The 6,865-nt window shown below is 67.2% G+C and carries 5 protein-coding genes and 2 tRNA genes; 2 read left to right on the forward strand and 5 right to left on the reverse strand.

Features of this window, described 5'->3' with window-relative positions; genetic code table 11:
- Window positions 1-28 precede the first annotated feature (28 nt).
- A tRNA-Arg gene (locus I0C86_RS30970) sits at window positions 29-104 on the forward strand.
- Between the two features lie 122 nt (window positions 105-226).
- On the opposite strand, the gene I0C86_RS30975 is transcribed toward I0C86_RS30970, so the two are convergent.
- The 4 genes from I0C86_RS30975 to I0C86_RS30990 form a co-directional block, all read right to left on the reverse strand.
- Window positions 227-871: a hypothetical protein gene (locus I0C86_RS30975; protein WP_196204860.1), complete on the reverse strand. Its 645-nt coding sequence runs from the start codon at window positions 869-871 to the stop codon at window positions 227-229.
- 501 nt (window positions 872-1,372) lie between these two features.
- Window positions 1,373-1,714 (reverse strand): hypothetical protein, encoded by a 342-nt coding sequence (locus I0C86_RS30980; protein ID WP_196204861.1) that lies wholly within the window; start codon window positions 1,712-1,714, stop codon window positions 1,373-1,375.
- 434 nt (window positions 1,715-2,148) lie between these two features.
- Window positions 2,149-2,538 carry a hypothetical protein gene (locus I0C86_RS30985; RefSeq protein ID WP_196204862.1) on the reverse strand — a complete coding sequence of 130 codons (390 nt, stop codon included), beginning with the start codon at window positions 2,536-2,538 and terminating at the stop codon, window positions 2,149-2,151.
- Between the two features lie 100 nt (window positions 2,539-2,638).
- Window positions 2,639-2,711 (reverse strand) — tRNA-Arg (locus I0C86_RS30990).
- A gap of 199 nt (window positions 2,712-2,910) precedes the next feature.
- Here I0C86_RS30990 and dnaE point away from each other — a divergent pair.
- Window positions 2,911-6,447, forward strand: coding sequence for a DNA polymerase III subunit alpha (gene dnaE, locus I0C86_RS30995; protein WP_196204863.1), 3,537 nt, complete (start codon window positions 2,911-2,913; stop codon window positions 6,445-6,447).
- A 53-nt stretch (window positions 6,448-6,500) separates the two neighbouring features.
- Here dnaE and I0C86_RS31000 read toward each other — a convergent pair.
- Window positions 6,501-6,865 (reverse strand): hypothetical protein (locus I0C86_RS31000; RefSeq protein ID WP_230395079.1); only part of this gene is annotated, 365 nt, incomplete at its 5' end.

The following is a 6,865-nucleotide window of genomic DNA, read 5'->3' on the forward strand; positions in this document are numbered from 1 at the left end:
GCCGCCGCTAGGTAGTGTGGATCACCGCGCCCTCGTAGCTCAGGGGATAGAGCATCGGTTTCCTAAACCGTGTGTCGCAGGTTCGAATCCTGCCGGGGGCACCAGCGCAAACGTAGATCATTTGGCCGACCGGGTCGCGACATTGCCATCACCGTGCCATCACCGGGCCGAAAATCAAGGCCCGGCCGGGCGTGTCGCAGGCCGGCCGGGCCTTGATCGAATCGGGTTATCCGGGGCGGTGGCGGAGGCTGCTGTTGTCGACGACCTTCAGTCGATGATCGAGCAGGTCCACGGCTCCCTGTATACGGGTGAAAGCCCGCTCGTCCCCGTCCCTGCTGATCGTCTGGATCAGCGCGTCGACGGCGCCGATGAGGGCGTACAAACCCTCCTCGCGCTCCCGGTCGCGGGCTGCGATCTCCCGGTCGCGGGCGGCCAGGACGGTCAGGTGTCCGTCCATCGACTCGCGGGCGGCCTCGCGGTACGCCGCGAGGCCGCGAAGCAGTTCCGCCCTGAGCTTGAGGGCCTGTTCGTGCTGCCTCGCGCTGTGGGTGACCGCGAAGGTGGCGGACATTCGGCGTAGGACCAGGATGATGAAGAAGCCGACCCAGACGCAGACGCTGCTCGCGCAGGCGAGCAGCGCCCGCATGATGTCGATCGCTTGACCTCGGGTGAGGGGGTCTGTCGGGGGGTAGCCCGGCGCGGTGAGCAGGACCACCTCGATGATCGGCCAGGCCGTCAGCACGGCGGCCACGACCGCGCACGCGATGACGAGGTTCAGGTATTCGACGCGAGCGGCGTCCTTGGCTTTACGTTGCGGCTCGTCCTCTGTCGTTTCGGTATCTGGCGTACTCGTCGGGCGGTCGACGATCACGGATAGCCTCCCCGGGGGTTGTCAAGCTTCGATGGGGGTCGCCATCGGGAGTTTTGGTCTGCTCGGGCGAAGCCGGCGGGGCAACACGGACCGGAAGATCCAATCGCCGGTGTGCCCACTGTCGTTGATCGCGTGGAACTTGCAACCCCGAGCGGCCGGAGGCTTCAGTCTGCGGCAAAAACGAAACCGGTTCGTAACTATCGGCGACGTCGGTCGTTAACCGGCCGCCTCGCAGCAGAGGTCGCTGATCGAACTGACACAACGTGACTGTACCTCGAATACCGGCCCTGACGTGCGAAAATGTTACCTAAATATCGACCGATACGGTTGACCTGAGTATCGCCGGTCGGCCGTCATATGACTCGGGCGTTCGTCGAGTCCGTAGCGCGATCGGTTTACATCCGTACCAAGTTGTTGTCCGACAACTGCCCTTCGGCGAGTCTGGCCGGGCCAGTTAGGACACCGGGGGGGTCGGTGTGGCGGTTTGCCGCGCCAGGCCACCTACCAGGCCCGGCCGCGCGGCGGCGGAGGGACATCGACGTCGACGCGGTCGACGAGAGCCAGGATCTGGCGGGCGGTCGCACGCCAGGCGACGCGCTCGCGGCGGCGATTCAACTTCCGCCCGGGCCGGCCGGTGCACAGGTCGCAGCCGCACAGGTTCGGACAGGTCCGCGGTTGGCGGCAGCACCGCGTACGGATCCACCGCTCGATAGAGAGCTCGGCCAGGAAGATATTCAGGTCGCACGGGCCGGTGGAGTGGTCATGAGAATCCACGAACCAGTCGCGGACGAGCGGATCGAGCATCTGGACGCGCATCGGCCGGTGGACATCGGTACGGGACATGGTGTTCCCCTCGGGGCGCCCCACGCATCTGGCGTGGGGCTATCGCCTGTCGGCGCGCATTCCGATCACCTCCTGTTGTCGTGTGGGCGCGGTGCGCTGGGGGCTATGATCCCCCGGGTTGCTCTCGCTGTGGCAGGCGAAGCGATCCGCACGACGTGGCTCCGGTGATACCGGGGCCACGTTCGTTTTCGACCCCGGGCCCAGCGTCCTGGCGGCGCCGGCGGGTCAGGTCAGGTCGGTACGCTGGTCCCGTCAGATAAGTACTCCTGGGCTGCGAACCCCCGCCCCCGGCAACCCCGCCGGGGGCGGTCGCACTTAGGGGGCCCTGGTTGCCGCACCGGGGCGCTACGCTCGAACTGTCTGGTTGGCTCCTTCGGGCTTGAGAAGGCCGGACGACGAGGCCGGCTGCTACCGGCCTCGTTCCACTTCCGGGTTCAGTCCCACAGCCACCTCGCCTGGTGGCGCTGCTGCGTGGTCGGCGGGATCACAGCCACCTCGCCGCTGCCCTGGTATTCCTTGATCGCCCTCAGGCAGTCGAGCCGCGCCCGCAGGCGATCCGGTGCGGTAAACCGCTCCCGGATGAACCATTCCTGCGGCCGGCCGGTGTGCCACCAGCGGACGCCAGGTCGGTCCCAGATCGGCTCCCAGCGGCAGCGGGGCCGGGCGCGACGCCGGCCGTCAGGGCGCTGCCGGACGGGCTCTGACGGTAGGTCGCAGTCGTATTGCCGACCCCAGCGGGTGCCGGCGCGCTGCCTGCACAGGTGGTGGGGTTCGTACCAGGTCGCGCGGACCCAGAGCGGCTTGGTCTTGTCGGTGTCGGACATCGGTAGCCCCTCGCTACGGGGCCGCGGAATTGCGGCCCTACAACGGGTGCAGCTGGTTCAGACGCATGGCCGTACCTCCTGGTCGTCCGGGTTGTCGCGGTGCCCTCGGGAGGAGTCGAACCTCCGCCCCACGGCATAGAAGGCCGCCGCTCTTTCCGCTGAGCTACGAGGGCCCCTTGAGGTTATCGCAGGTCGCCATGTCCTTGCCCGCTCGATTCTGGGGCTGTAACCTCAATCTAGCTAGCGCGACGCGGGTTATCGCCCGAGCGTCGGCGGTATCCGAAATCGCGCCCGCTCGACCTGGCCGGCGGCGTCGCCGGATGAATACCCTCGCTGCGGCGGGGTTCGACAGTGCGACCCCGAGGAGCCCAGATGGGCGACAGCTTCGTACACCTGCACGTCCACACCGAGTACTCGATGCTCGACGGCGCAGCCCGCCTGAAGGACCTGTTCGCCGAGACGAACCGGCTCGGCATGCCGGCGCTGGCGATGACCGACCACGGCAACCTGTTCGGCGCCTACGACTTCCACAAGCAGGCCACGGCCGCCGGCGTGAAGCCGATCATCGGGACCGAGCTGTATCTGACGCCGGGCACCGATCGGCGGGACCGAACCAGGGTGCGATGGGCAACCGGTGGCGAGAACGACGTTTCCGGCGGTGGCGCGTACACGCACATGACGGCCCTGGCCGCCGACGCCGACGGGCTGCGGAACCTGATGCGGATCAGCTCCCTGGCCAGCCTGGAAGGCTTCTACTTCAAGCCCCGCGCCGACCGGGAGTTGCTGCACCAGTACGGCAAGGGACTCATCGCCACCACCGGCTGCCCGTCCGGCGAGGTGCAGACCTGGCTGCGGATCGGCAACTTCGACAAGGCGTGCGCCTCGGCGGCCGAGTTCCAGGACATCTTCGGCGCCGAAAACTACTACCTGGAGGTCATGGACCACGGGCTCGACATCGAGCGTCGGGTTCGCGAGGACTTGATCAGGCTCGGTAAGCGGCTGGGCCTGAAGCCGGTGGCCACCAACGATCTGCACTACACGTACGCCAAGGACGCGGCCACCCACGAGATCCTGCTGTGCGTCCAGTCCGGCAAGACCCTGACGGATCCGGACCGGTTCAAGTTTGACGCCAAAGACTTCTATCTGAAGTCGGCGGCCGAGATGCGGGCGCTGTGGGATGCCGAGGTGCCGGGCGCCTGCGACAACACGCTGGAGATCGCCGAGCGGATCGGCGACTACTCGGAGGTGTTCGCCCCCCGCAACCTGATGCCCCGCTTCCCGGTGCCGGACGGGGAGACCGAGGAGTCGTGGCTGCGCAAGGAAGTCGAGCACGGGCTGAACTGGCGGTACCCGAGTGGCGTGCCGGACGATCGCCGCCGGCAGGCCGCCTACGAGCTCGATGTCATCCTCAAGATGGGCTTTCCGGGCTACTTCCTGGTCACCGCCGACCTGATCGCCTACGCCAGGCGGGAGGGAATTCGGGTCGGCCCGGGCCGCGGGTCGGCGGCCGGCTCCCTGGTCGCGTACGCGACCGGGATTACGAACCTGGACCCGATGACGCACGGGCTGCTGTTCGAGCGGTTCCTGAATCCTGAGCGGGTGTCGATGCCGGACATCGACATGGACTTCGACGAGCGTAGGCGCGGCGACATGATCCGCTACGCCACCGAGAAGTACGGCGAGGCGCGGGTAGCGCAGATCATCACCTACGGCACGATCAAGGCGAAGGCGGGCACCAAGGACGCTGCTCGGGTCCTTGGGTACCCGTTCTCGGTCGGGGATCGGGCCACGAAGGCGATGCCGCCAGCGGTGATGGGCAACCAGGTGTCCTTGGCCGACATGTTCGACCCCGAGGCGCCCCGATACAAGGACGCGGAGGCGTTCAGGACGCTGTACGCCGAGGACGCCGAGGTGCGGCGGGCCGTCGACGTCGCCCGGGGCCTGGAGGGGCTGAAGCGGCAGTGGGGGGTGCATGCCGCCGGCGTCATCCTGTCCCGGGACCCGCTGATCGACGTGCTCCCGATCATGAAGCGGGACGCGGACGGCGCGATCATTACTCAGTGGGACCAGAACGGGTGCGAAGGCGTCGGCCTGCTCAAGATGGACTTCTTGGGCCTGGACGGGCTTACTACCATGGGCGACGCGGAGGACAACATCGCCGCGAACCGGGGCGAGACAGTCGACCTGGACGCGCTGCCGCTCAACGACAAGCCCACCTACGAATTGTTTGCCCGCGGTGACACCGTCGGCATCTTTCAGTTCGGCAAGGAGCCGATGCGTCGGCTGCTGCGGTCGATGGGGGCGGACCGGTTCGAGGACATCTCCGCCGCCGCTGCCTTGAACCGGCCGGGACCGATGGGCGCCAATACGCACAACGAGTACGCCGACCGGAAGAACGGCCGGAAGCCTGTGACGCCGATCCACCGGGAGCTCGCCGAGCCGCTCGCGGACATCCTCGACAACACTTACGGGCTGATCGTGTACCAGGAGCAGGTGATGGCGATTGCCCAGCGGGTCGCCGGGTACAGCCTCGGAGGCGCTGACCTGCTGCGGCGGGCGATGGGCAAGAAGAAGAAGGAGATCCTGGCCGCGGAGTTCAAGCCGTTTGCGGCGGGTATGAAGGCGAATGGATATTCAGATGGGGCGATTAAGACCCTATGGGATATCCTGGTGCCGTTCAGCGACTACGCATTCAACCTCGCCCATAGTGCCGCGTACGGATTGATTGCTTACCAGATGGCGTACCTGAAGGCTCACTACCCGGCCGAGTTCATGGCCGCGCTTCTCACCTCTGTCGCTGACGACAAGGACAAGAGGGCCATCTACCTGTCCGAGTGTCGCCGGATGGGCATCAAGGTTTTGCCGCCGGACGTCAACGAATCCCGGGCGCAGTTCACCGCGGTCGGCAGCGACATCCGCTTCGGCCTGGCGTCGGTCCAGGGCATCGGTGCGAACCCGGTCGAGGCGATCATTTCGTCGCGGCCGGCCGGCGGGTACACGTCATTCGGGCAGTTCCTCCACAAGGTCGACGCCGCGGCCTGCACGAAGAAGGTCGTCGAGCCGCTGATCAAGGCGGGCGCGTTCGACTCGCTCGGACACAAGCGGCGCGGGCTGCACATCGAGCACGCCGCGATGGTGGACCTGGCGACGAAGCTGAAGAAGGACACCAGCAACGGGCAGATCGACCTGTTCGCGATCGACACCCCGGGCAACGACATGGTCCCGCTCGGCCTCGACCGGCCGTTCGAGCCGGTCGAATGGCCACAGGACGAGCTACTGGCCAACGAGAGGGAAGCGCTCGGCCTGTACGTGTCCGGCCACCCTCTGGCCGACGACGGGCCGCTGGTGGCCCGCGTCTCGACCACGACGATCGCCGCGCTGCTCGCCGCCGAACCGCACGAACTACCCGGCAAGGTAACGATCGCGGGCCTGGTCACCAAGCTGGAGCGAGAAGTCTCGAAGAAGGGGGCTCCGTACGCCCGGGTCACGGTCGAGGACCTGGACGGGGTAGGGGTGCTGGTTCTGATGTTCAACGTCGTCTACGAACGGTACGGCGCCGGGCTGGCCCGGGACATGAAGGTGGTCGTCGACGCGTCGGTGAAGCGCGACGGCGAGGCCCTGACCTTGTACGCGTCCCGGATCCGCCCACTCGACCAGGTGGCCGGTGGCGGCGGCGGCGGGGGGCCGGCGGAGCCGCTGACGGTCCGAGTGCCACTCCACCGGGTCACCAAGAGTCTGGCCGCCCGCCTGAGGAACATCTTCGACCGGCATCCCGGCGAGGTGCCGGTCCGGATTCATCTCACCCAGGCAACGAAGAACCCGATCCTCACGACCCCGTTCAAGGTGAATGCCTGCGCAGCCTTCCACGCCGAGGTTCGGGAGCTGCTGGAGCTCCGCCAGGCCGCCTGAACGTCAACCTGGCCCGGGCCGCCTTGCGCACGCGGCCCGGGCCAGGTTCGTGTTCAGCGGGCAGAGGGTTGGAGCAGGTTGCCGAACGCCGACATGGCCTGCCGGAGTTGTGCCAGCTCGGCAACCGCGCCCTCATTCTCCTTGGCCCTGACGAGGGCGTTATCCGTGGCCTCCTGTGCGGACAGCAGCTGGCGCCGAAAGGACTCCTGCTGCTCGCGAAACTCGGCCGCCAGTTCCCGTCGGGCCTCGTTCCAAACCTCCGCCTCCCGCTTCTGCGCATCGCGCAGGGCTGCCCCCAGGTCGGAATTTCGCTTCTGCAGGACGGCGATCGCGTCCGCCATCCTTGCGATTTCCTCCTCGTGATCCCAGTTGATCGCCTCCGGGTTTACGAACACCGGCCCGACCGAGGAGGTGGGGG

Source organism: Plantactinospora alkalitolerans, assembly GCF_015690345.1.
GTDB lineage: Bacteria > Actinomycetota > Actinomycetes > Mycobacteriales > Micromonosporaceae > Plantactinospora > Plantactinospora alkalitolerans.